General features: G+C 44.3%; 29 protein-coding genes. 28 read left to right on the top strand and 1 reads right to left on the bottom strand.

Features of this window, described 5'->3' with window-relative positions; translation table 11 throughout:
- Positions 1–59 precede the first annotated feature (59 nt).
- Positions 60–2534 carry an ATP-dependent Clp protease ATP-binding subunit gene (locus HF966_RS02835; RefSeq protein WP_168676133.1) on the top strand — a complete coding sequence of 825 codons (2475 nt, stop codon included), beginning with the start codon at positions 60–62 and terminating at the stop codon, positions 2532–2534.
- A gap of 9 nt (positions 2535–2543) precedes the next feature.
- On the opposite strand, the gene HF966_RS08940 is transcribed toward HF966_RS02835, so the two are convergent.
- Positions 2544–3161 carry a prepilin peptidase gene (locus tag HF966_RS08940; RefSeq protein ID WP_281418506.1) on the bottom strand — a complete coding sequence of 206 codons (618 nt, stop codon included), beginning with the start codon at positions 3159–3161 and terminating at the stop codon, positions 2544–2546.
- A gap of 325 nt (positions 3162–3486) precedes the next feature.
- Between HF966_RS08940 and rpsL the strand changes: the two genes are divergently transcribed.
- From rpsL to rpmD, 27 genes are all read left to right on the top strand, one after another.
- Entirely contained in the window at positions 3487–3900 is a 414-nt protein-coding gene (gene rpsL / locus HF966_RS02825) for a 30S ribosomal protein S12 (RefSeq protein WP_168676131.1), read from the top strand.
- A 15-nt stretch (positions 3901–3915) separates the two neighbouring features.
- Complete coding sequence (gene rpsG, locus HF966_RS02820) at positions 3916–4386, top strand: 30S ribosomal protein S7 (protein ID WP_004899475.1); 471 nt, start codon at positions 3916–3918, stop codon at positions 4384–4386.
- A gap of 203 nt (positions 4387–4589) precedes the next feature.
- Complete coding sequence (gene fusA / locus HF966_RS02815; RefSeq protein ID WP_168676130.1) at positions 4590–6701, top strand: elongation factor G; 2112 nt, start codon at positions 4590–4592, stop codon at positions 6699–6701.
- Positions 6702–6824: 123 nt separating this feature from the next.
- Positions 6825–8018 carry a CynX/NimT family MFS transporter gene (locus HF966_RS02810; RefSeq protein ID WP_168676129.1) on the top strand — a complete coding sequence of 398 codons (1194 nt, stop codon included), beginning with the start codon at positions 6825–6827 and terminating at the stop codon, positions 8016–8018.
- A gap of 75 nt (positions 8019–8093) precedes the next feature.
- On the top strand, positions 8094–9209 hold the full coding sequence (locus tag HF966_RS09010; protein ID WP_210729347.1) for an ABC transporter ATP-binding protein: 1116 nt from the start codon (positions 8094–8096) through the stop codon (positions 9207–9209).
- Complete coding sequence (locus HF966_RS02800; RefSeq protein WP_168676154.1) at positions 9196–10023, top strand: ABC transporter permease; 828 nt, start codon at positions 9196–9198, stop codon at positions 10021–10023. Before HF966_RS09010 ends, HF966_RS02800 begins: the two co-directional genes overlap by 14 nt.
- Before the next feature lie 4 nt (positions 10024–10027).
- Entirely contained in the window at positions 10028–10855 is an 828-nt protein-coding gene (locus tag HF966_RS02795) for an ABC transporter permease (RefSeq protein ID WP_168676127.1), read from the top strand.
- 1 nt (position 10856) lies between these two features.
- Positions 10857–11936: an ABC transporter substrate-binding protein gene (locus HF966_RS02790; RefSeq protein WP_168676126.1), complete on the top strand. Its 1080-nt coding sequence runs from the start codon at positions 10857–10859 to the stop codon at positions 11934–11936.
- Between the two features lie 292 nt (positions 11937–12228).
- Positions 12229–12537: a 30S ribosomal protein S10 gene (gene rpsJ, locus HF966_RS02785; protein WP_002816040.1), complete on the top strand. Its 309-nt coding sequence runs from the start codon at positions 12229–12231 to the stop codon at positions 12535–12537.
- A 69-nt stretch (positions 12538–12606) separates the two neighbouring features.
- Complete coding sequence (gene rplC / locus HF966_RS02780) at positions 12607–13293, top strand: 50S ribosomal protein L3 (protein ID WP_168676125.1); 687 nt, start codon at positions 12607–12609, stop codon at positions 13291–13293.
- A gap of 32 nt (positions 13294–13325) precedes the next feature.
- Positions 13326–13949, top strand: coding sequence for a 50S ribosomal protein L4 (gene rplD / locus HF966_RS02775; RefSeq protein ID WP_168676124.1), 624 nt, complete (start codon positions 13326–13328; stop codon positions 13947–13949).
- Positions 13949–14236: a 50S ribosomal protein L23 gene (rplW, locus tag HF966_RS02770; RefSeq protein ID WP_010006455.1), complete on the top strand. Its 288-nt coding sequence runs from the start codon at positions 13949–13951 to the stop codon at positions 14234–14236. The genes rplD and rplW overlap by 1 nt, the downstream gene beginning before the upstream one ends.
- 22 nt (positions 14237–14258) lie before the next feature.
- A complete protein-coding gene (gene rplB, locus HF966_RS02765) occupies positions 14259–15092 on the top strand; it encodes a 50S ribosomal protein L2 (RefSeq protein ID WP_009999865.1) in 834 nt (277 codons plus the stop codon).
- 17 nt (positions 15093–15109) lie between these two features.
- Complete coding sequence (gene rpsS / locus HF966_RS02760) at positions 15110–15391, top strand: 30S ribosomal protein S19 (RefSeq protein WP_004899458.1); 282 nt, start codon at positions 15110–15112, stop codon at positions 15389–15391.
- Between the two features lie 16 nt (positions 15392–15407).
- Positions 15408–15764 (top strand): 50S ribosomal protein L22, encoded by a 357-nt coding sequence (gene rplV, locus HF966_RS02755; RefSeq protein ID WP_004899456.1) that lies wholly within the window; start codon positions 15408–15410, stop codon positions 15762–15764.
- The gene (rpsC, locus tag HF966_RS02750; protein WP_168676123.1) at positions 15764–16435 is read left to right on the top strand and encodes a 30S ribosomal protein S3; all 672 of its coding nucleotides are present in this window, start codon (positions 15764–15766) and stop codon (positions 16433–16435) included. The genes rplV and rpsC overlap by 1 nt, the downstream gene beginning before the upstream one ends.
- Positions 16436–16449: 14 nt before the next feature.
- On the top strand, positions 16450–16863 hold the full coding sequence (gene rplP / locus HF966_RS02745) for a 50S ribosomal protein L16 (protein WP_009999861.1): 414 nt from the start codon (positions 16450–16452) through the stop codon (positions 16861–16863).
- Positions 16863–17069, top strand: a complete 207-nt coding sequence (rpmC, locus tag HF966_RS02740; protein WP_002816028.1) for a 50S ribosomal protein L29 — start codon at positions 16863–16865, stop codon at positions 17067–17069. The genes rplP and rpmC overlap by 1 nt, the downstream gene beginning before the upstream one ends.
- Positions 17070–17091: 22 nt before the next feature.
- A complete protein-coding gene (gene rpsQ / locus HF966_RS02735; protein WP_129873695.1) occupies positions 17092–17358 on the top strand; it encodes a 30S ribosomal protein S17 in 267 nt (88 codons plus the stop codon).
- A gap of 52 nt (positions 17359–17410) precedes the next feature.
- On the top strand, positions 17411–17779 hold the full coding sequence (gene rplN, locus HF966_RS02730) for a 50S ribosomal protein L14 (protein ID WP_009999859.1): 369 nt from the start codon (positions 17411–17413) through the stop codon (positions 17777–17779).
- 23 nt (positions 17780–17802) lie between these two features.
- Positions 17803–18111 carry a 50S ribosomal protein L24 gene (rplX, locus tag HF966_RS02725; protein ID WP_004899447.1) on the top strand — a complete coding sequence of 103 codons (309 nt, stop codon included), beginning with the start codon at positions 17803–17805 and terminating at the stop codon, positions 18109–18111.
- A 23-nt stretch (positions 18112–18134) separates the two neighbouring features.
- Positions 18135–18677, top strand: a complete 543-nt coding sequence (rplE, locus tag HF966_RS02720) for a 50S ribosomal protein L5 (protein ID WP_168676121.1) — start codon at positions 18135–18137, stop codon at positions 18675–18677.
- A 142-nt stretch (positions 18678–18819) separates the two neighbouring features.
- Positions 18820–19218 carry a 30S ribosomal protein S8 gene (gene rpsH / locus HF966_RS02715; protein WP_168676120.1) on the top strand — a complete coding sequence of 133 codons (399 nt, stop codon included), beginning with the start codon at positions 18820–18822 and terminating at the stop codon, positions 19216–19218.
- 24 nt (positions 19219–19242) lie between these two features.
- Positions 19243–19779 carry a 50S ribosomal protein L6 gene (gene rplF, locus HF966_RS02710; RefSeq protein WP_168676119.1) on the top strand — a complete coding sequence of 179 codons (537 nt, stop codon included), beginning with the start codon at positions 19243–19245 and terminating at the stop codon, positions 19777–19779.
- A gap of 98 nt (positions 19780–19877) precedes the next feature.
- Entirely contained in the window at positions 19878–20231 is a 354-nt protein-coding gene (gene rplR / locus HF966_RS02705) for a 50S ribosomal protein L18 (RefSeq protein ID WP_168676118.1), read from the top strand.
- 20 nt (positions 20232–20251) lie between these two features.
- Positions 20252–20758, top strand: a complete 507-nt coding sequence (gene rpsE / locus HF966_RS02700) for a 30S ribosomal protein S5 (RefSeq protein WP_168676117.1) — start codon at positions 20252–20254, stop codon at positions 20756–20758.
- 11 nt (positions 20759–20769) lie between these two features.
- Positions 20770–20952, top strand: a complete 183-nt coding sequence (gene rpmD / locus HF966_RS02695; RefSeq protein ID WP_004899438.1) for a 50S ribosomal protein L30 — start codon at positions 20770–20772, stop codon at positions 20950–20952.
- Positions 20953–20963: the final 11 nt, after the last annotated feature.

Raw genomic sequence — 20963 nt, 5'->3', positions numbered from 1 at the left:
GTGCGTTATAATATAAGTCAATCTTAGACATGATTGCCTTGAAAAATGGAGGGCACAATATGGATAACACTTACACACCGAGTGCACAAAACGTTCTTGTTTTAGCACAAGAACAGGCAAAATACTTTAAGCACCAAGCGGTTGGCACAGAGCACTTGTTGCTTGCTTTAGCGATTGAAAAAGAAGGCATTGCGAGTAAAATCCTAGGTCAGTTTAATGTGACTGATGATGACATCCGTGAAGAAATTGAACATTTTACTGGATATGGCATGGCGGTGCGCTATGAAAAAAATAGTTATCTGCCCTATTCACCCAAAGCAGCAGATATTTTACGACAGGCCGGAGAAGAATCACGTGCTTTGGCGCAACCAAGAGTCGGGACAGAACATATTTTATTGGCCTTATTGCAAGACGAAAGCATCTTATCGTCACGCATTTTATTGGCTTTAGATACCAACCTACAAGAAATGCGTCGTGCCGTGTTGCGTAAGTTGGGTGTCACTGATGTGCGTAAGCAAATGAAACAACGCGAACGCCAGCAGCCACAAGGCACACCAACATTAGATAGTTTGGCGCGTGATTTGACGCAATTGGCCAAGGACAATCAGATGGATCCTATTATAGGTCGCTCAGGTGAAGTGCGTCGTGTGGTACAAATTTTGTCACGTCGGACGAAGAATAACCCGGTGTTGATTGGCGAACCTGGCGTTGGTAAGACTGCGATTGCGGAAGGTTTAGCCCAACGCATTGTGACCAATGACGTCCCTGAGTCACTTAAGAACAAACGCTTAATGGCCCTTGATATGGGCTCACTGGTGGCTGGGACGAAGTATCGTGGTGAATTTGAAGATCGGCTAAAAAAGATCATTGAAGAAATCTATCATGATGGGCAAGTCATCTTATTTATCGATGAGTTGCACACCTTAATTGGTGCGGGTGGTGCAGAAGGTGCGATTGATGCCTCAAATATTTTGAAACCCGCGTTAGCACGTGGTGAGTTACAAACTTTGGGGGCCACAACGTTTGATGAATATCAAAAATATGTGGAATCTGATGCAGCATTGGAACGGCGATTTGCACCTGTGACCGTGAATGAACCAACGCAAGCGGATGCCATTGCAATTTTGACCGGCATTCGGCCAAAATTTGAAGCGCATCATCAAGTTCAAATTGACGACGAAGCGATTACAGCGGCAGTGAAACTCGCCACGCGTTATATCACGGACCGTTTTCTACCAGATAAGGCAATTGATTTGATGGATGAAGCTGGGGCTAAAGTTCGTATTGATGCGGTGGATAAGCCAGATGCCATGCACAAATTACAACAGCAGTTGACTGAGTTGACGGAAGCTAAAGATCAAGCTATTACCGCCCTTGATTTTGAGAAAGCCGCAACGCTACGTGCTGAAGAAATGAAGGCCAGAAAAAAGTTAGCTAAATTGACTGCCAAAATGGCTGACCAGGCGGCAGCAGAGCGGCCACAGTTTGATTTACATGTGACGGCCGAAGATATTGCTGAAGTGATTTCACAACAAACAGGCGTGCCACTAACGCAACTGGAAAAAAATGAAAAACAACGTCTGGTGAATTTAGAAGCGGTACTTGGTCGTCGGGTCGTTGGCCAAAAGCAAGCTATTTCTGCTGTTGCGCGTGCCATTCGCCGCGCGCGGTCTGGCTTGAAAGACCCTAGCCGACCAATTGGGACGTTCATGTTTTTGGGACCAACAGGTGTTGGGAAGACTGAATTAGCCAAAGCATTAGCTGAAGCGATGTTTGGTAACGAAGAAAACATGATTCGTATTGATATGTCAGAATACCAAGAACGTTGGTCTGCTTCACGCTTGGTTGGGTCAGCACCGGGGTATGTTGGTTATGATGAAGGTGGGCAATTAACGGAACAAGTACGTAACCATCCTTACTCCGTGGTGTTGCTTGATGAGGCTGAAAAGGCTCACCCTGATATTTTCAACTTAATGTTGCAAGTGTTTGATGATGGCTTCCTAACCGATTCTAAGGGCCGTAAGGTTGATTTTCGAAATACGATTATCATCATGACCTCAAATCTTGGCGCCACGCGTTTGCGTGATGAAAAAGCTGTCGGTTTTGGCGCAGTGGATTTGAAGCATGATAATGAAGCGGTCGCAGAAAAGATTCGAGAAACATTGAAAGAAACTTTCCGACCAGAATTTATCAATCGTTTGGATGAAGCGGTGGTCTTTGAACCATTGACGAAGCCTGAAATTCACACAATTGTGAAGTTGATGAGTCGCACCATTTTGCAACGCGTGGCAGAACAAGGCATTTCAGTAAAAATCACACCAGCGGCTATTGATGTCGTGGCTGATGCGGGCTTTGATCCAGAATATGGCGCACGGCCAATCCGACGTGCCTTGCAAACAAAAATTGAAGATGCCTTGAGTGAAGAACTCTTACGTGGACACATTACAACAGATAGTATGGTGACCATTGGGGCAAAGCAAGGGGCAATTAACATCACGATTAAACCACAAAAAAAGGCGACAGCCCAGGCTTAATTGCGGCGATCACAGGGCCACTGTGATCGCTTTTTCAATGCCTAGACTGAGTAACCAACCAAGCAATAAAAAGGGCACAAACGGGGCAGATTTTGCGTTTTTTAGCCGAAGATAACTGTAAGCTAACAGGGCAGACAAGAGTAGCATGAGTGGGAGTGTATTTGCCGAAGTCACTAAAGCCAAGGTTAATAGCACCGGTAAATCACCACTGCCCATTGCTTGGCGACAATAAATTAAGAAAAGACACGCCAAGCCCAAAATACCAGCGATGAGTAATTGTGGTTGCGCCCAATTAACCCACGATAGGTACACAAGCCACGGCAGCAATAAGTTGGCATGGATACGTTGTAGCGCCCAATCTTCAATAGCCATAAAAAAGAGTAGCATCGCCGTGACCCAAAGCCTGGGCTCAAAAAACAACCAAGTGCCAATCAGGCCGCCAAGGAGCTCTAAACAGCCATAATGCCAGCCAAATTTGTATTGACAATAACGACACCGGCCAAGCGTGAGACAAGTGGCCAGTATCGGGATGAGGTCATAGCCGGCCAATACATGACCACAGTGAAAACAAAAGGAACGTTGGCGCCAGAGGGACACATGATGTGTTAAACGATCGTTCAGGCACATGAGCGTGGAAATCAAGCAAGTATTTAAAATAAAAATTAATAAGATCATCATGTTTCATCATACGCACGAGACGTGGACAACACTTGTCAATCGCGAAGTTTTCCACAACTGAGTAAAAAATTGCCCGAAATCTATTGACAATCACGGTTAATCTGGTATTATATTGGACGTGCTTTTAAGTCATCTGTTCTGTGAGCAACTCACAACGTGCTGAACGGCGCTGTAAAGGCAATTGTCAGCAGATTTCCAGGGAGCATTTTTGTTTAAAGACAAAAATGATACACCTGGAACTGTGTAACTAATAAAATTTTAAGGAGACCGTAGCATGCCTACAATTAACCAATTGGTTCGCAAGCCTCGTAAGTCAAAGGCGACTAAGTCAAAGTCACCAGCTTTGAACTTCGGCTATAACTCAATGAAGAAGAAAGCAACAAACAATGTTGCCCCACAAAAGCGTGGTGTTGCAACACGTGTTGGTACAATGACACCAAAGAAGCCTAACTCAGCTTTGCGTAAGTACGCCCGTGTTCGTCTTTCAAACTTGTACGAAGTAACAGCCTACATCCCAGGTATCGGCCACAACTTGCAAGAACACTCAGTTGTTTTGATCCGTGGTGGTCGTGTTAAGGATTTGCCTGGTGTACGTTACCACATCATCCGTGGTGCATTGGATACAGCCGGTGTCGATGGACGTATGACATCACGTTCAAAGTACGGCACAAAGGCACCAAAGAAGTAAGAAGGAGACTGACAAATGCCACGTAAAGGTTATACTAAGCGTCAGGAAGTTTTGCCTGACCCAATTTACAACTCAAAGCTCGTTTCACGTTTGATCAACAAGTTGATGCTTGATGGTAAGCGTGGAACTGCTTCAACTATCTTGTACGATGCTTTTGATCGTATCAAGGAAGCAACTGGTAACGAACCATTGGAAGTTTTCGAACAAGCCATGGAAAACATCATGCCAGTTTTGGAAGTTAAGGCCCGCCGTGTTGGTGGTTCTAACTACCAAGTGCCAATCGAAGTTCGCCCAGACCGTCGTACGACATTGGGATTGCGTTGGTTGGTAAACTACTCACGTTTGCGTAACGAACACACAATGGATGAACGTTTGGCTAAGGAAATCATGGACGCCGCAAATGACACTGGTGCATCTGTTAAGAAGCGCGAAGACACACACAAGATGGCTGAAGCTAACCGTGCATTTGCGCACTATCGTTGGTAAAATGCGTGACGCAATTCAATTTGCGTCATAACTGCTTAACGTTGATTTATTGAGCCTTAGAATTTAATTGTTCACGGACACAATAAATAGTGTAAAATGACAGTAGATGGTAAAACGCTATTGGCTTTTACCGTCAAAAAGCGAACACAATTCTGTGTCGCTTTTTGTTGCATATAGAACAAAAAACCAGGAGATAACTCACAATGGCAAAACGTGAATACCCACTAGAACGTACACGTAACATTGGTATCATGGCCCACATCGATGCGGGTAAGACAACTACTACGGAACGTATCTTGTACTACACAGGTAAAATTCACAAGATTGGTGAAACACACGATGGTGCTTCACAAATGGATTTCATGGAACAAGAAAAGGAACGTGGAATCACAATCCAATCAGCCGCTACTACTGCGGTATGGCATGGATTCTTCGACCAATTCGCTAAGGCACCTTACCGTGTGAACATCATCGATACACCAGGTCACGTGGACTTCACAATCGAAGTTGAACGTGCTTTGCGTGTGCTTGATGGTGCCGTTGCCGTCCTTGATGGCGCTGCCGGTGTTGAACCACAAACAGAAACTGTTTGGCGTCAGGCCACAACATATGACGTGCCACGTATCGTCTTTGTTAACAAGATGGATAAGATGGGTGCTGACTTTGAAATGTCAGTTGACTCAATGCACGAACGTTTGCAAGTGAATGCTGAAGCCATCCAATGGCCAATCGGTGCCGAAGACGACTTCGAAGCTGTGATTGACTTGATCACACAAGAAGCTTATTACCCAGTTGATGACTTGGGTGAAAAGTGGGAACCACGTGAAATCCCTGCCGAATTGAAGGAACTAGCTGAAGAAAAGCGTAACACGTTGGTCGAAGCTGTTGCTGATGTTGATGATGATTTGATGGAAAAGTACCTTGAAGGTGAAGAAATTTCTGTTGATGAATTGAAGGCAGCTATCCGTCGTGCCACTTTGGCATTGCAATTCTACCCAGTGCTTGCAGGCTCAGCCTACAAGGATAAGGGTGTGCAAATGATGTTGGATGCGGTTGTCGATTACTTGCCAGGACCTTTGGATGTTAAGCCATATATCGCCAACGATCCAAAGACTGGTGAAGAAGTTGACTTGATCGCCGACGACAGCAAGCCATTTGCTGCCTTGGCATTTAAGATCATGACTGATCCTTTCGTTGGTCGTTTGACATTTATGCGTGTGTATACTGGTACTTTGCAATCAGGTTCATACGTGCAAAACACATCTTCTGACACACGTGAACGTGTTGGTCGTTTGCTACAAATGCACGCGACATCACGTACAGAAATCGAAGAAGTCTTCTCTGGTGATATCGCTGCTGCGATCGGTTTGAAGAATACAACAACTGGTGATTCTTTGACTGCTGTGGACCACCAATTGATTCTTGAATCAATGGAATTCCCAGAACCAGTGATCGAATTGGCGATCGAACCAAAGACTAAGGCTGACCAAGACAAGTTGTCAAATGCCATCCAAAAGTTGGCGGAAGAAGATCCATCATTCCGTGCCACAACAAACCCAGAAACTGGTGATACTTTGATCGCTGGTATGGGTGAATTGCAATTGGATATCATGGTTGATCGTATGCGTCGTGAATTCAACGTTGAAGCAACAGTTGGTGCACCACAAGTTGCTTACCGTGAAGCCTTCACACAAACAGTTGAAGCACGTGGATACTTCAAGCGTCAATCTGGTGGTAAGGGACAATATGGTGATGTTTACATTGAATTCTCACCAAACGAAGAAGGTGCTGGCTTCGAATTCGAAGACGCCATCGTCGGTGGTGTTGTGCCTCGTGAATATATTCCATCAGTTGAAGCTGGTTTGAAGGACGCTTTGAATGCTGGTCCTTTGGCTGGATTCCCATTGGTTGACTTGAAGGCTAAGTTGTATGACGGTTCATACCACGATGTCGATTCTTCTGAAGCAGCCTTTAAGATTGCGGCATCATTGGCTTTGAAGGAAGCTTCAAAGACTGCTGGTGCGGTTATTCTTGAACCAATCATGGCTGTTGACATTGTGGCACCTGAAGATAACCTTGGTGATGTGATGGGACACGTCTCAGCACGCCGTGGTATGATCGAAGGTCAAGAATCTCGTGGTCCTGTTTTGGCAGTTAAGGCTAAGGTGCCTTTGTCAGAAATGTTTGGTTATGCCACAACTTTGCGTTCAGCAACACAAGGTCGTGGAACATTCCAAATGGTCTTTGATCACTATGAAGCTGTGCCAAAGAACATCCAAGATGAAATCATCAAGAACAGCGGTAAAGAAGATTAATACGTTTAACTTAGTATCGTAGGTACTAAGTCAATCAGTAGATAATACTGACAGATGGTCCAGGTAAAACGGCGTCACCCAAGTGGGTGACGCCGTTTTGTGTCACTAAATTGAGGAGAGTGTATGATTAAACAACATAGTAAGTTTTTGATTCCGGGTATTATTGTCGTCGGTATGGTGTTACGGATTCCGTTCACATCAATTCCACCGATTATTGCAAACATTGCCCGTAGTCAACATGTCCCTGTCGGACAATTGGGCATTCTAACGACTATTCCGTTGATTGCCTTTGCAATCTTTTCATCGATCGCACCAAAAACAGCCCAAAAATTCGGGCTGGAACGCGCGTTTGCTGCCATGCTAATTGTCATACTGGTGGGCTCCTTAATTCGTGTGATCAATACCCCCATGCTGTATATTGGGACGTTACTCATCGGGATTGGCATTGCGCATATGAATGTGTTGTTGCCCAGTGTAATTCGGCTATATTTTCCAGGTCGTGTTGGGCCAATGACTTCAATCTTCACGTTTAGTATGATGTTGGCTACGGCTGTTGGCGCAGGATTATCTGCCCCGATCGCCGCGGCAACGCACTGGCATGTGTTTATTTATTTGCTAACGGGGGTGATTGGGATTGCGTTTTTGGTCTGGTTACCCAACGTACGGTTTGCTACCAAGCACCCACAGGTATTGACGCCGCCAACGGCAGAAGTAACGCGGCCAAAAAAATCACGGGTTTGGCGGAATCGATACGCTTGGCTATTGTTGTATTTTACGGGCCTCCAATCAGCGATGTTTTACATTTTAATGGCGTGGGGACCAACCATGGCGATTCAAAATGGCTTGTCGCCTGCGACAGCAGGGGCATTTGCTGGAATTAATTCATTGATAGGCTTGCCCTTTGCCTTAACGATTCCAACGATTGTTGCCCGATTATCGGATGTTTATCGCCAGTGGTTGGTTGGTTTAGCTTCGGTGATTGGGATTGCGGGTTATTTATTGTTGCTGGTGCCAAATAGCAATTTTTGGTATTGGTTGAGTGTGAACCTGCTCATTGGCGTAGGCACGGCCATCTTGTTTCCCTATTTAATGACAACCTTTAGTTTGAAAACGGCGACACCGATTCAGACGGCCGAGTTATCGGGTATGGCACAAAGCGGTGGCTATGTGATTGCAGCTTTGGGGCCGGTCCTGTTTGGTTATGGTTATAGTTGGTTTCATAGCTGGACACCACAAATTGTGGTGATGATTATCTTGTTTATCCTGATGACGCTGGCCATTATTCTCGTTGAAAAACAAAACAAAATCTTATCATAAAAAAGCACGCAGGTAATGAACTTGCGTGCTTTTCTTGATACAATAGTTTTATTGACTAAAAGTGAGGGTTGGGAATTGACTAACACATCAACACCAATTATTGAATTTAAGAACGTCGGGTTGTCTTATGATGACAATGAAGTTCTAAAGAACATTGACTTAGCACTTGAAGCGGGTAAATTTTACACGTTGCTAGGTCCTTCAGGATCAGGTAAGACAACCATTCTTAATCTGATTTCAGGCCAATTAACGCCCACGCGTGGCGATATTTTATTTGAGGGCGATGTCATTAATGATGTGCCCGTCGAAAAGCGGCATATGAACACCGTGTTCCAAGATTATGGGCTCTTTCCGAACATGAATGTTTTTGATAACGTTGCCTTTGGCCCAAGTATTAAGGGTATGAGCAAGGCAGACATTAAGAACAAAGTCACGGAAATGCTAGAGTTAGTGAAGTTGACGGCGTACGCAGATCGGGAGATTAATGAACTTTCTGGTGGTCAAAAGCAGCGGGTGGCCATTGCCCGGGCGTTAGCCAATGACCCCGAAGTCCTATTGCTCGACGAACCGCTATCGGCTTTGGATTATAAGTTGCGTAAAGAGATGCAATATGAATTGCGCGAAATTCAACAACGTTTAGGCATTACATTTGTCTTTGTCACGCATGATCAAGAAGAGGCGCTGGCCATGTCTGATTGGATTTACGTGATGAATGATGGGGTGGTGCAACAAAATGGGTCACCAGAAGATATTTATGATGAACCAATTAACCATTTCGTTGCCGACTTTATTGGTGAATCAAACATCTTAGATGGTGTGATGAAGGCTGATTATCTGGTCCACTTTACCGGCAAAGACTTTGAAAACGTTGATGCAGGTATGCGGCCAAATGAACAAGTTGAAGTTGTGTTACGTCCGGAAGACTTGGATTTGACAAGTGTTGAAAACGGGAAATTAGTTGTGACCATTGACGACCAATCATTCCGTGGTGATTACTATGAAATCACTGCCATTGACGATGATGGGAATGAGTGGCAAGTGCAAGCTACGAACAAGTCAACCATCGGCGAACGGGTCGGCTTGACTTTTGACCCAGAAGACATTCATATCATGCGTTTTAACGAATCTGAAGATGACTTTGACGCGCGTTTGGAAAGTTATGAGGACGATAGCGATGATGTCAAAGCGTAAGCAACAGCGCCAGCTATTTTACCTTGTGCCCTATGGTGCCTGGCTTTTGTTGTTTGTCATTGCACCGTTAGTGCTTTTATTGTTTCAATCATTAACGACGCAAGATGGGCACTTCACCTTAGCTAACTATGCGATTTATTTTGGGAGTGGGACCTACTTGTTGATGACGTTCAATTCGGTATGGTATGCCTTCTTGATTACGCTCATCACGCTGGTGATCAGCTACCCAATGGCGTATTTATTAAATCAATTAAAACGTAAACAGTTTTGGTTACTATTGATTATTTTACCCACTTGGATTAATTTGCTGCTGAAAACTTACGCCTTTATCGGGTTGTTGTCAAAATCAGGGACAGTGAATAACTTCTTAGGCCTTTGGGGGATTGTGCCCCAACAATTATTGTTCTCAAATTGGAGCTTTCTATTAGTAGCAGCCTATATTGAAATTCCGTTTATGATTTTGCCGATCTTTAACTCATTGGCTGAAATTGATCCGCGCTTGGCCCAGGCCAGCCGTGATCTCGGGGCTAATAAATGGCAGACATTGTGGCGTGTGACGATGCCGTTATCGATGTCGGGGGTTAAAGCAGGTATTCAGGCAGTCTTTATTCCCAGTCTATCCTTATTTATGATTACGCGCCTGATTGGCGGAAACCGTGTGATTACGCTGGGGACTGCAATTGAAGAACACTTCTTAGTGACACAAAACTGGCGCTTGGGGTCAACGATTGGTGTGATTTTGATTGTTGCCATGGTAATCACGATGATTTTGACACGTGATCGCGGCCGTCAATCTTCAAGGAAGCGGGGTTGAGCGTATGCTTGGAAAAATTAAATGGGCCAATATTTATCTTTGGTTCGTCTTTATCTTATTGTACTTGCCAATTTTCTTTTTGATTATTTACTCGTTTAACGCGGGGGATGTCATGCAAGGTTGGTCTGGCTTCTCGTGGAAGCATTATGGCGAGCTTTTCGCTGATACGCGCATTATCGAAATTGTGGTGAACACGTTCTTAATTGCCATTTTGTCATCATTATTGGCAAGTGTGATTGGCACCGCGGGGGCTTTATATATCTACAATCTGAAGCAGCCTTTGGCAAAAAACGTGCTGTTGTCATTAAATAACGTCTTGCTCGTTTCACCCGATGTCATTATTGGTGCGTCATTTTTGATTCTATTTACTGTCTTGGGCTTTTCGCTTGGGTTCACTTCGGTGCTGCTGTCGCACATCGCTTTTAGTATCCCGATTGTTGTCCTTATGGTCTTGCCGCGCTTACAAGAAATGAACCAATCACTAGTTGCGTCAGCCAAAGATCTGGGCGCAAACAATTGGCAAATGTTATCACGCGTTGTACTACCAGTCATCTCACCGGGTATCCTGGCCGGCTTCTTCATGGCCTTTACCTACTCTTTGGATGACTTTGCGGTGACGTTCTTTGTCACAGGTAATGGCTTCTCAACGTTGTCTGTTGAAGTTTACTCACGTGCACGTCAAGGTGTCAGTCTAGAAATTAATGCGCTGTCGGCGATGATGTTCATTGTCTCATTGCTGATGGTGATTGCCTATTACATCATCTCAACCCGCGCTGCAAAAAATAAAAAGCGTGGGGCACAGATGATGTTAGCGGCAACGGAGGGCTTGTAGTATGAAAAAGTTGCTTCTGGGGCTCGTGGCGATTTTGCTTGTAGTGGGGGCATTGTTTGGCACACAACAATACCTTGCAGCACAAACGGGTTCAGATACGTCATCGGATAAGGTCTTAAACCTCTATAACTGGGGTGACTATTTGGATCCTGACTTGATGACAAAATTCACCAAAGAGACCGGCTACAAAATTAGTTATGAAACGTTTGATTCTAATGAAGCGATGTACACCAAAATCAAACAGGGTGGGACATCGTATGATTTAACGGTGCCTTCTGATTATATGATCCAAAAGATGAAGCGTGAAAACTTATTGTTGCCGCTAGACCATAGTAAGTTAACGGGTTTAAAGAATTATGACCCACGTTTTATGAATCTATCGTTTGATCGTAATAATAAGTACTCACTGCCCTATTTCTGGGGTACGCTTGGTATTATCTATAATGACAAGTACGTCAATGGTAAAGATATCCAACACTGGGATGACCTTTGGTCACCCAAGTTTAAAAATCAAATTATGTTAGTAGATTCTGCGCGTGATGCATTAGCAGTGGCGTTAATCACCCAACATAAATCAGTCAATGATAAATCAACGGCCGATTTGGCCGCAGCGCAAGCAAAATTGGAAGCAATGATGCCAAACGTTAAGGCAGTTATCGCAGATGAAATTAAAATGTATATGGCGCAAAATGAAGCAGGGATTGCAGTGACTTACTCTGGTGAAGCGGCCGAAGCAATTGATAACAATCCGCATTTGCACTATGTTGTGCCGAGTGAAGGGTCGAACCTATGGTTTGACAACATTGTGATGCCAAAGACGGCCAAGCACAAAGCAGCTGCTTATGCTTTCTTGAATTTTATGAGTGAGCCTAAAAACGCAGCCCAAAATGCTGAATATATTGGTTATGCCACGCCAAACGCCAAAGCTAAAGCATTGTTGCCAAAGGCGGTACGTAATGATCGTCAGTTTTATCCGGATGATCAAACCATCAGTCGCTTACAAGTTTATGATGATTTGGGGCAAGTTTGGACTGAAAAATATAACGATGCCTTTTTGGAATTTAAAATGTCGCATCATTAAAAAACCGATAATAATTTGTCGGTTTTTTTCTTTTGCGGTTTAAAAAATCAAACCAGAAAAATATGAAAAAAACCTTGCACATGTAGGTTTTATCTGGTATATTATTTAAGTACGCTTTTGGAACAGTAGTCACATAAACCTACCGAAAGCCTGGTGTATCAATGTTTAGCGATGATGATTAAGGTTGCGACACGCGCGGCCGCGTTGCCATGGGCGCGCAAAACACAAGCAGTGTTGTCGGTTTTTAATCGAAGTTAGCTGATTTACAAAATCAACGAGGAGGCACGAAATAATGGCACAAAAGAAGATCCGTATCCGTTTGAAGGCATACGAACACCGCATCTTGGACCAATCAGCAGAAAAGATTGTTGAAACGGCCAAGCGTACGGGCGCAGAAATCGCCGGTCCTATCCCTTTGCCAACTGAACGTACATTGTACACAATCCTACGTTCACCACACAAGCACAAGGATAGCCGCGAACAATTCGAAATGCGCACGCACAAGCGTTTGATCGACATTGTGAACCCTACTGACAAGACAGTTGACGCATTGCGTAAGCTTGAATTGCCATCAGGTGTTGCAATCGAAATCAAGTTGTAATTCTAACGAGTACAACTTCGCACCCGTCAGGGTAAAAATAAGTCAAGAAAATATTTAAGGAGATTAGTCATGACTAAAGGTATCTTAGGCCGCAAAGTCGGTATGACTCAGGTTTTCACTGAAACTGGTGAATTGATCGCCGTGACTGTTGTTGAAGCTACACCAAACGTCGTTTTGCAAGTTAAAAATGCAGAAACAGACGGTTATAGTGCACTTCAACTTGGTTACCAAGACAAGCGCGCAGTTTTGTCAAACAAACCTGAACAAGGTCACGCTTCAAAAGCAAACACGACCCCTAAGCGCTACATTCGTGAAATCCGCAACGCGGAAGGCGAATTTAACGCAGGGGATGAAATCAAGGTTGATACATTCGCAGCTGGTGAATACGTCGACGTTACTGGAATCACGAAGGGACATGGCTTCCAAGGTAACATCAAGAAGGATGGCCAATCACGTGGACCAATGGCTCACGGATCTCGTTACCACCGTCGCCCAGGTTCAATGGGTGCTGTTATCAACCGTGTCTTCAAGGGTAAGCTTTTGCCTGGACGCATGGGTAACAACAAGCGCACAATGCAAAACGTTGCCATCGTCCACGTTGACGTTGAAAACAACTTGTTGTTGTTGAAAGGTAACGTGCCTGGTGCAAACAAGTCACTTTTGACAATCAAGTCAACCGTTAAGGTTAACGCAAAGCATCCTGAAGTTAAGATGGCTGGTGTTTCAGCACCTGCTGCCGCAGCTGAAGAAGCTTAATATAAAATATATAGAAAGGAGAACAATCAATCATGACTAAAGTTGCTGTATTAAAGCAAGATGGTAGTCAAGCTGCTGAACTCGAATTGAACGATGCAGTTTTCGCCATCGAACCTAACAACGCCGTTATCACAGATGCAGTTTTGATGCAACGCGCATCAATGCGTCAAGGTACGCATGCTGTCAAGAACCGTTCAGCGGTTTCTGGTGGTGGACGTAAGCCTTGGAAGCAAAAGGGTACTGGTCGTGCACGTGCCGGTTCAATCCGCGAACCACAATTCCGTGGCGGTGGTATTGTCTTCGGACCAACACCTCGCTCATATGCCTACCGTATCAACCGTAAGTCTTACCAATTGGCTTTGAAGTCAGTTTTGTCACAAAAGGTTGCAGACGGTAAGTTAGTTGTTGTTGATGCTTTGTCATTTGAAGCACCAAAGACACAAGACTTCAAGAAGGTTTTGGCTAACTTGTCAGTTGACACAAAAACATTAGTAGTTGTTGATGAAGACAACGAAAACGCAATCTTGTCAGCACGTAACTTGACTAACGTTCAAGTTATGACAACAAAGGGTATTAACGTACTTGACGTTGTTAATGCAGATAAGCTGGTGATTGTTCAATCATCAATCGAAGAAATCCAAGGAGGTCTTGCCTAATGGATGCACGCGATATTATCCGTCGCCCGATCATCACAGAAGCTTCAATGGCGCAAACTGAACGTAAGCGTTATGTCTTCGAAGTTGATGTTCGTGCCACAAAGCCTGAAATCAAGAAGGCAATTGAAGAGATCTTCGACGTTCAAGTATCTGGCTTGAACACAGCTAACGTTCGCGGTAAGAAAAAGCGCCAAGGTCGTTACGTTGGTTACACACGTAAGTTGAAGAAGGCAACGATCACGTTGTCAAAAGACTCAAAAGACATTCAAATCTTTAACGAAGGTTAATTCTAAATAGGAGGAAAAGACATTGGCTATCAAGAAGTATAAGCCAACCTCTAACGGACGTCGTAACATGACGACTTCAGATTTCGCTGAAATCACGAAGTCAACGCCCGAAAAGAGCTTGTTGGCAAAGAAGTCAAAGACTGGTGCACGTAACAACTCTGGTCGTATGACAGTGCGCCACCACGCCGGTGGACACAAGCAAGCCTACCGTTTGGTAGACTTCAAGCGTATCAAGGATAACAAGACAGCTACTGTAAAGGCTATCGAATACGATCCAAACCGTACAGCAAACATCGCTTTGCTTGTCTATGAAGATGGTATTAAGTCATATATCTTGGCGCCAAAGGGATTGAAGGTTGGCGATAAAGTACAATCTGGTCCTGATGCCGACATTAAGCCCGGCAATGCCTTGCCATTGAGCAACATTCCTGAAGGTACTTTGATTCACAACATCGAATTGAAGCCTGGTAAGGGTGGTCAATTGGCACGTTCAGCTGGAACTTCAGCACAAATCTTGGGTAAGGATGGCAAGTATGTCATCGTACGTTTGACTTCAGGCGAAGTTCGCTTGATTTTGGCAACTAACCGCGCAACAATCGGTGAAGTTGGTAACGCTGAACACTCATTGATTAACTGGGGTAAGGCTGGTCGTAACCGTTGGCGTGGAAAGCGTCCACACGTTCGTGGATCAGTTATGAACCCTAACGATCACCCACACGGTGGTGGTGAAGGTAAAGCACCTGTTGGTCGTCCAAGTCCTATGTCACCATGGGGTAAGAAGACTGCTGGTAAGAAGACTCGCGATAAGAAGAAGGCTTCAACGAAGTTCATCGTTCGCGGTCGCAAGAGTAAGTAAGGGAAAGGAGACAACTAATGGCTCGTAGTTTAAAAAAGGGACCATTTGCGGACCCACACTTGCTTAAGAAGATTGAAGCGCAAGCGGATTCTGAAAAGAAGTCAGTGATCAAGACTTGGTCACGTCGTTCAACAATCTTCCCAAGCTTCATCGGCTTTACAATTGCCGTTTATGATGGTCGCAAGCACGTTCCGGTTTTTGTACAAGAAGACATGGTTGGTCACAAGTTGGGCGAATTCGTACCAACGCGTACATTCAAAGGCCACAAGGCTGATGATAAGAAGACTGGTAAAAAATAAAGGAGGAAATTGAAAAATGGCTGAACAAATTACTTCAGCTCGCGCGACAGCCAAGATTGTGCGCGTTGCCCCACGTAAGGCACGCCTAGTTCTTGACACAATTCGTCGTAAGAGTGTTAACGAAGCATATGCAATTTTGAAGTTCCTACCTAACACTTCTACTGAAGATATTTACAAGGTTTTGAACTCAGCAGTTGCTAATGCTGAAAACAACTTCTCATTAGACCGAGAAGATCTTATCGTGAAGGAAGCCTTTGCTAACGAAGGACCTACGCTTAAGCGTTTCCGTCCCCGTGCCAAGGGTTCTGCTTCACCAATCAACAAGCGTACAAGCCACATCACAATTGTGGTTGCTGAGAAGGAGGCAAAGTAATGGGTCAAAAGATTAACCCTACTGGATTCCGTGTCGGCGTTATTCGCGACTGGGATGCAAAGTGGTTTGCTGACAAGGCTGATTATGCTAACCAACTTCACGAAGACTTGCGTATTCGTAAGTACATCGAAAAGAACTTAGCGGACGCCGCAGTTGATCGCATCGAAATCGAACGTAGCACAAAGTCACGTGTTGACGTTTCTATCCACACTGCTAAGCCAGGAATGGTTATTGGTAAGGGTGGTTCTGAAGTTGAAAAGCTTCGTACACAATTAGCTAAGTTGACTGATGCTGATGAAAAGGGACGCTCAAAGCGTGTCTTCATCAACATTGTTGAAATCAAGAAGCCTGACTTGTCAGCGCACTTGGTTGGACAACAAATCGCTGGTGATTTGGAACGCCGTGTGGCCTTCCGTCGCGCGATGCGTGGTGCCATCCAACGCGCAACACGTTCAGGTGCGAAGGGTATCAAGGTCATGGTTTCAGGTCGTTTGAACGGTGCAGATATTGCCCGTATCGAACAATACACTGAAGGTACTGTGCCTTTGCATACTTTGCGCGCAGATATCGATTACTCATGGGACGAAGCAATGACTGCTTACGGTAACTTGGGTATCAAGACTTGGATTTACCGTGGTGATGTTTTGCCACAAAAGAAGAACAGTAAGTAAGGAGGGAAGCGAACATGTTAGTACCAAAGCGTGTTAAATTCCGTCGTGTACACCGTGGCCACATGCGTGGTGAAGCAAAAGGTGGAAAGACGGTAACGTTCGGTGAATTCGGCTTGCAAGCAACAACATCAAGCTGGATTACAAACCGTCAAATTGAAGCTGCCCGTATTGCAATGACACGTTATATGAAGCGTGGTGGTAAGGTTTGGATCAAAATCTTCCCTCACAAGTCATATACATCTAAAGGTGTCGGTGTTCGAATGGGTAACGGTAAGGGTTCACCAGAAGGTTGGGTAGAACCAGTTAAGCGTGGTAAGGTAATGTTTGAAGTCGCAGGTGTGCCTGAAGCAACTGCACGTGAAGCATTGCGTTTGGCACAACACAAGTTGCCTGTACGTACAAAGATTATTGCTCGGGAGGCTGAATAATGGCTAAAGCAAGTGAATTGAAAGAATTGTCACTTGCGGATTTGCAAAAGCGCGAGGCCGAATTCAAGGAAGAATTATTCAACCTACGTTTCCAATTGGCTACTGGCCAACTTGAAAACACGGCGCGTATTGCACAAGTTCGTAAGGACATTGCACGAGTTAAGACAGTTATCCGTGCACAAGAATTGGCAAACGCCAACAAATAAGACGAAAGGAAGAAGCTGAAAAATGAGTGAAGAACGTAATGCTCGTAAGGTTTACCAAGGCCGCGTTGTTTCAGATAAGATGGACAAGACAATCACTGTCGCTGTTGATACTTATGTGAACCATGCCGTTTATGGTAAGCGTGTTAAGTACACAAAGAAGTTTAAAGCCCATGATGAAAACAATAGCGCTAAGATGAACGATATTGTCCAAATCATGGAAACACGTCCTTTGTCTGCAACTAAGCACTTCCGTTTGGTTAAGATCGTTGAAGAGGCAGTTGTACTCTAATTTGATCAACATCAAATCGTCGTAATTAATTGCTAACTAAGGAGGAAGAACCATGATTCAACAAGAGAGTCGTTTAAAAGTGGCTGACAACTCTGGCGCACGTGAAATCTTGACGATTAAAGTGCTCGGTGGTTCAGGCCGTAAGTTTGCTGGTGTTGGTGACGTAATCGTTGCCACAGTTAAGCAAGCAATCCCTGGTGGTAACGTAAAGAAGGGTGACGTCGTTAAGGCTGTTATCGTTCGTACTGTTTCTGACGTTCGTCGTGCAGACGGTTCATACATCAACTTTGATGAAAACGCCGCTGTTATCGTAAAGGACGACAAGTCACCAGTTGGTACGCGTATTTTTGGCCCTGTTGCACGTGAATTGCGTGATGCAGACTTTATGCGTATCGTTTCATTGGCACCAGAAGTGCTCTAATACTGACAAGGAGGAGCCAAATCATGTTTGTAAAAACAGGTGATAAGGTTCGCGTCATTGCCGGCAAAGACAAGGGAAAAGAAGGCACAATCACTAAGACTGTTGCTGGAAAAGATCGCGTTGTTGTCGAAGGCGTGAACATCGTTAAGAAGCATCAAAAGCCTTCTAACGAATACCCACAAGGTGGTGTGATCGATATCGAAGCACCTATCCATGTATCAAACGTGCAATTGCTTGACCCTTCAACTAACGAACCAACTAAGGTTGCGTTCAAGATTGAAGATGGCAAGAAAGTTCGCGTATCTAAAAAGTCTGGTAACGTACTAGGCTAAAACTGAAAGGTGAAATCATTTTCATGGCTAACGCATTAAAAGAAAAATATGTTAATGAAGTTCAACCTGCTTTGATCGAAAAGTTTAACTTCAAGTCATCAATGCAAGCCCCAAAGATCGAAAAAATCGTTCTTAACATGGGTGTTGGTGATGCGGTGTCAAACTCAAAGAACTTGGATGAAGCGGTTGAAGAATTGAAGTTGATTGCTGGTCAACAACCAGTTATCACAAAGGCAAAGAAGTCAATCGCTGGTTTCCGTTTGCGTGAAGGTATGTCAATCGGAACTAAGGTTACATTGCGTGGCGAACGTATGTATGAATTCTTAGACAAGTTGATCAACATTTCATTGCCTCGTGTCCGCGATTTCCGTGGTGTATCATCAAAGGCCTTCGATGGTCGTGGTAACTACACTTTGGGTATTCGTGAACAATTGATCTTCCCTGAAATCGATTTTGACCAAGTTAACCGCGTTCGCGGTTTGGACATTGTTGTGGTTACAACAGCTCAAAACGATGAAGAAGGTCGCGAATTGTTGACACTTTTGGGTATGCCATTTGCAAAGTAATTTTGTAAATTAAAAACGTTTGTTACTCTTATAAATAAAAGAGTGACACGTTTTTAACTGTTATTGACAGAAATAGTCTATAATAGTTAAGAGCGTGTCATTTCATTATGTCCGTTCAAAAATAAAAGGAGGATATCGATAGATGTCTATGACTGATCCAATTGCTGATTTGTTAACACGTATCCGTAACGCCAACATGGCGCGCCGTGACGTTGTTGAAATCCCAGCATCAAAAATTAAAAAGAGCATCGCTGAAATCTTGAAATCAGAAGGTTTCATCCGCGACGTAGAATACATCGAAGACAACAAGCAAGGTGTTATTCGTGTATTTCTTAAGTACGGCGAAGACCGTAACCGCGTGATTACAGGAATTAAGCGTATCTCAAAGCCAGGTTTGCGTAAGTATGCCAAGGCTGATTCATTGCCAAAGGTTTTGAACGGCTTGGGTGTTGCGATTCTTTCAACTTCTGTTGGTGTGATCACTGACAAAGAAGCGCGCGCAAAGCAAATCGGTGGCGAAGTTCTCGCTTACGTTTGGTAATATATCTAAGAAAGGAGACTTACCATGAGCCGTATTGGAAATAAAGTAATTACATTGCCTGCAGATGTTGAAGTATCTCAAGAAGGTACAGTTGTTACTGTTAAGGGACCTAAGGGAACATTGTCACGTGAAATTGCTTCACAAATTTCAATGTCCGTTGAAGGTACTGAAGTAACATTCACACGTGAAAGCGATGACAACAAGACAAAAGCTTTGCACGGTACAACACGTGCCAACGTTGCAAACATGGTCGAAGGTGTTTCTGCTGGATTCACTAAGACTTTGAAGCTTGTCGGTGTTGGTTACCGTGCCGCAAAGTCAGGATCAAAGTTGACTTTGTCTGTTGGTTATTCACACCCAGTTGACTTTGAAGACCGCGAAGACTTGACAGTTGAAGTACCAGATGCTTTGACAATCAAGATTTCAGGTATCTCAAAGCAAAAGGTCGGCGATCTTGCTGCCGAAATTCGTGCCGTACGTGCCCCAGAACCTTATAAGGGTAAGGGTATTCGTTACGAAGGCGAAATCGTTCGTCGTAAGGAAGGTAAGACTGGTAAGTAATTTAATCATTAGATTAACGCACTTACTCGTATTATTTTCTAACAAAATCAGATTAAATTTAACATGGCAATTGCCATTAAGAAAAGGAAAGCACAGCTATGATTTCAAAACCAGATAAAAACAAGCTCCGCGTAAAGCGTCACAAGCGCGTTCGTGGAAAGATTTCTGGTACTGCTGCTCGCCCACGTTTGAACGTATTCCGTTCTAATGCAAACATCTACGCGCAATTAATTGATGACGTAGCGGGTGTAACGCTAGCAAGTGCCTCAAGCCATGATGCAGAAGTATCAGGCACAAAAACAGAACAAGCTACTAAAGTTGGTGAATTGATCGCTACACGTGGTAAGGCCGCAGGATTGGAAGATGTTATCTTTGATCGTGGTGGTTACTTGTACCACGGCCGTGTTCAAGCATTGGCAGAATCAGCCCGTGAAAACGGCTTGAAGTTCTAAGGAAAGGAGGAATATAAAAAATGGTTGAATTCGTTAACCCTAAGTCACTTGGTGAATTAGAAGAAAACGTTGTTGCTATTAACCGTGTCACAAAAGTTGTCAAGGGTGGTCGTCGTTTGCGTTTCGCAGCGTTGGTTGTCGTTGGTGATAAGCAAGGCCACGTTGGTTTTGGTACTGGTAAGGCACAAGAAGTTCCTGAAGCTATCCGTAAAGCTATCGAAGATGCTAAGCGTAAGTTGATCACTGTACCAACAGTAGGAACAACTATTCCTCACGACGTCCTTGGCGTATGGGGCGGTGGTAAGATCTTGATCAAGCCAGCCGAAGAAGGTTCAGGTGTTGCCGCTGGTGGTGCTGCACGTTCTGTTATGGAATTAGCAGGTATCGCCGATGTGACTGCGAAGTCACTTGGTTCATCAACACCAGTTAACGTTGTTCGTGCAACTTTCGATGCTTTGACAAGCTTGAAGGATGCTGAACAAGTAGCAGCTTTGCGTGGTGTTTCATTGGAACACTTGGCTGAATAAGGAGCGATAAAATGGCTGATTTGAAAATCACTTTGATTAAGAGTGCGGCTCATCGCTTACCAAAGCAACGCGCGATCGTTAAGTCACTTGGACTTGGTCGTGTATCTAGCTCAGTGGTGAAGCCTAACAACGAAGCTACTCGTGGCGCAATTTTCCATATTGCACACTTGGTTAGCGTTGAAGAAGTAAAGTAATAACGATAAAA

Origin of the sequence: Leuconostoc holzapfelii, assembly GCF_012396485.1 — a bacterium.
In the GTDB taxonomy this organism is placed as follows: Bacteria; Bacillota; Bacilli; order Lactobacillales; family Lactobacillaceae; genus Leuconostoc; species Leuconostoc holzapfelii.
Note: the sequence above shows the minus strand (reverse complement) of the source record. Positions and strands in the feature narration are given on the sequence as shown.

Bases quoted from the DNA above. Each gene is read 5' to 3' on its own strand.
- fusA (WP_168676130.1), top strand. From the start codon at position 4,590: ATGGCAAAACGTGAATACCCACTAGAACGTACACGTAACATTGGTATC.
- rplX (WP_004899447.1), top strand. From the start codon at position 17,803: ATGTTTGTAAAAACAGGTGATAAGGTTCGCGTCATTGCCGGCAAAGAC.
- rpsH (WP_168676120.1), top strand. From the start codon at position 18,820: ATGTCTATGACTGATCCAATTGCTGATTTGTTAACACGTATCCGTAAC.
- rpsQ (WP_129873695.1), top strand. From the start codon at position 17,092: ATGAGTGAAGAACGTAATGCTCGTAAGGTTTACCAAGGCCGCGTTGTT.
- rplP (WP_009999861.1), top strand. From the start codon at position 16,450: ATGTTAGTACCAAAGCGTGTTAAATTCCGTCGTGTACACCGTGGCCAC.
- rpsJ (WP_002816040.1), top strand. From the start codon at position 12,229: ATGGCACAAAAGAAGATCCGTATCCGTTTGAAGGCATACGAACACCGC.
- rpmC (WP_002816028.1), top strand. From the start codon at position 16,863: ATGGCTAAAGCAAGTGAATTGAAAGAATTGTCACTTGCGGATTTGCAA.
- HF966_RS02800 (WP_168676154.1), top strand. From the start codon at position 9,196: ATGTCAAAGCGTAAGCAACAGCGCCAGCTATTTTACCTTGTGCCCTAT.
- rpmD (WP_004899438.1), top strand. From the start codon at position 20,770: ATGGCTGATTTGAAAATCACTTTGATTAAGAGTGCGGCTCATCGCTTA.
- HF966_RS02795 (WP_168676127.1), top strand. From the start codon at position 10,028: ATGCTTGGAAAAATTAAATGGGCCAATATTTATCTTTGGTTCGTCTTT.
- HF966_RS02790 (WP_168676126.1), top strand. From the start codon at position 10,857: ATGAAAAAGTTGCTTCTGGGGCTCGTGGCGATTTTGCTTGTAGTGGGG.
- rpsG (WP_004899475.1), top strand. From the start codon at position 3,916: ATGCCACGTAAAGGTTATACTAAGCGTCAGGAAGTTTTGCCTGACCCA.
- rplE (WP_168676121.1), top strand. From the start codon at position 18,135: ATGGCTAACGCATTAAAAGAAAAATATGTTAATGAAGTTCAACCTGCT.
- rplW (WP_010006455.1), top strand. From the start codon at position 13,949: ATGGATGCACGCGATATTATCCGTCGCCCGATCATCACAGAAGCTTCA.
- rpsE (WP_168676117.1), top strand. From the start codon at position 20,252: ATGGTTGAATTCGTTAACCCTAAGTCACTTGGTGAATTAGAAGAAAAC.
- rpsS (WP_004899458.1), top strand. From the start codon at position 15,110: ATGGCTCGTAGTTTAAAAAAGGGACCATTTGCGGACCCACACTTGCTT.
- rplR (WP_168676118.1), top strand. From the start codon at position 19,878: ATGATTTCAAAACCAGATAAAAACAAGCTCCGCGTAAAGCGTCACAAG.
- rpsL (WP_168676131.1), top strand. From the start codon at position 3,487: ATGCCTACAATTAACCAATTGGTTCGCAAGCCTCGTAAGTCAAAGGCG.
- HF966_RS08940 (WP_281418506.1), bottom strand. From the start codon at position 3,161: ATGTGCCTGAACGATCGTTTAACACATCATGTGTCCCTCTGGCGCCAA.
- rplF (WP_168676119.1), top strand. From the start codon at position 19,243: ATGAGCCGTATTGGAAATAAAGTAATTACATTGCCTGCAGATGTTGAA.
- HF966_RS02835 (WP_168676133.1), top strand. From the start codon at position 60: ATGGATAACACTTACACACCGAGTGCACAAAACGTTCTTGTTTTAGCA.
- rpsC (WP_168676123.1), top strand. From the start codon at position 15,764: ATGGGTCAAAAGATTAACCCTACTGGATTCCGTGTCGGCGTTATTCGC.
- rplN (WP_009999859.1), top strand. From the start codon at position 17,411: ATGATTCAACAAGAGAGTCGTTTAAAAGTGGCTGACAACTCTGGCGCA.
- rplV (WP_004899456.1), top strand. From the start codon at position 15,408: ATGGCTGAACAAATTACTTCAGCTCGCGCGACAGCCAAGATTGTGCGC.
- rplD (WP_168676124.1), top strand. From the start codon at position 13,326: ATGACTAAAGTTGCTGTATTAAAGCAAGATGGTAGTCAAGCTGCTGAA.
- HF966_RS02810 (WP_168676129.1), top strand. From the start codon at position 6,825: ATGATTAAACAACATAGTAAGTTTTTGATTCCGGGTATTATTGTCGTC.
- rplC (WP_168676125.1), top strand. From the start codon at position 12,607: ATGACTAAAGGTATCTTAGGCCGCAAAGTCGGTATGACTCAGGTTTTC.